This is a genomic window from Duganella alba, from assembly GCF_009674495.1.
Classification (GTDB): domain Bacteria; phylum Pseudomonadota; class Gammaproteobacteria; order Burkholderiales; family Burkholderiaceae_D; genus Rugamonas; species Rugamonas alba.
Map to the genome: position 1 here is coordinate 1 of NZ_WKJN01000086.1, position 1,691 is coordinate 1,691.

Genomic DNA, 1,691 nt, shown 5'->3' on the forward strand with positions numbered 1-1,691 from the left:
CGCCTGGGGAGTACGGTCGCAAGATTAAAACTCAAAGGAATTGACGGGGACCCGCACAAGCGGTGGATGATGTGGATTAATTCGATGCAACGCGAAAAACCTTACCTACCCTTGACATGTACGGAAGACCGAAGAGATTTGGTTGTGCTCGAAAGAGAGCCGTAACACAGGTGCTGCATGGCTGTCGTCAGCTCGTGTCGTGAGATGTTGGGTTAAGTCCCGCAACGAGCGCAACCCTTGTCATTAGTTGCTACGAAAGAGCACTCTAATGAGACTGCCGGTGACAAACCGGAGGAAGGTGGGGATGACGTCAAGTCCTCATGGCCCTTATGGGTAGGGCTTCACACGTCATACAATGGTACATACAGAGGGCCGCCAACCCGCGAGGGGGAGCTAATCCCAGAAAGTGTATCGTAGTCCGGATTGTAGTCTGCAACTCGACTGCATGAAGTTGGAATCGCTAGTAATCGCGGATCAGCATGTCGCGGTGAATACGTTCCCGGGTCTTGTACACACCGCCCGTCACACCATGGGAGCGGGTTTTACCAGAAGTAGGTAGCTTAACCGTAAGGAGGGCGCTTACCACGGTAGGATTCGTGACTGGGGTGAAGTCGTAACAAGGTAGCCGTATCGGAAGGTGCGGCTGGATCACCTCCTTTCTAGAGTAGCACTGGTTCTAGCAACCACATCAAGCGTTCACACTTATCGACTGTAGACAACAAAGAACAGCAAATTTGGGGCTGTAGCTCAGCTGGTTAGAGCACCGTGTTGATAACGCGGGGGTCGTTGGTTCGAGTCCAACCAGCCCTACCAGTTGCACCAATGGGGGATTAGCTCAGCTGGGAGAGCACCTGCTTTGCAAGCAGGGGGTCGTCGGTTCGATCCCGTCATCCTCCACCACCTGTTTTTACGTAAGCACAGATGCTTAGGTAAAAGCAGTAATCGTTCTTTAACAATCTGGAAGAAGTAAGTAATTGTTATGACCCATGCGGGCAACTGCGTGGGTGGGTAATGATTGAATCATCAAACGTAACAACGTAATGTCTTATTCCTATAATCGCTCCTTTGTTTAGTCGTAAGGGGCTAACGTTATAGGGACAAGTGAATAAGTGCACATGGCGGATGCCTTGGCGATTACAGGCGATGAAGGACGTAGTAGCTTGCGATAAGCTGCGGGGAGCTAGCAAACAAGCTTTGATCCGCAGATTTCCGAATGGGGAAACCCACCCTTTTAGGGTATCACTCACTGAATACATAGGTGTGTGAGGCGAACGCGGCGAACTGAAACATCTAAGTAGCTGCAGGAAAATAAATCAACCGAGATTCCCAAAGTAGTGGCGAGCGAAATGGGAAGAGCCTGTACGTGATAGTCGGACTGATAGTGGAATGCTCTGGAAATGGCAGCCATAGCGGGTGATAGCCCCGTACACGAAATCAGACCGGTGGTACTAAGCGTACGACAAGTAGGGCGGGACACGAGAAATCCTGTCTGAATATGGGGGGACCATCCTCCAAGGCTAAATACTCGTAATCGACCGATAGTGAACCAGTACCGTGAGGGAAAGGCGAAAAGAACCCCGGGAGGGGAGTGAAATAGATCCTGAAACCGTGTGCATACAAACAGTAGGAGCCTCCTTGTGGGGTGACTGCGTACCTTTTGTATAATGGGTCAGCGACTTACATTCAGTGGC

2 tRNA genes and 2 rRNA genes are annotated in these 1,691 nt (G+C 50.9%); all 4 read left to right on the top strand.

Annotated elements, in window-relative coordinates:
• A 16S ribosomal RNA gene (locus tag GJ695_RS29330) occupies positions 1-659 on the top strand; the annotation flags it as partial.
• 77 nt (positions 660-736) lie between these two features.
• Positions 737-813 (top strand) — tRNA-Ile (locus GJ695_RS29335).
• 11 nt (positions 814-824) lie between these two features.
• A tRNA-Ala gene (locus GJ695_RS29340) sits at positions 825-900 on the top strand.
• 195 nt (positions 901-1,095) lie between these two features.
• Positions 1,096-1,691 (top strand): 23S ribosomal RNA (locus GJ695_RS29345); the annotation flags it as partial.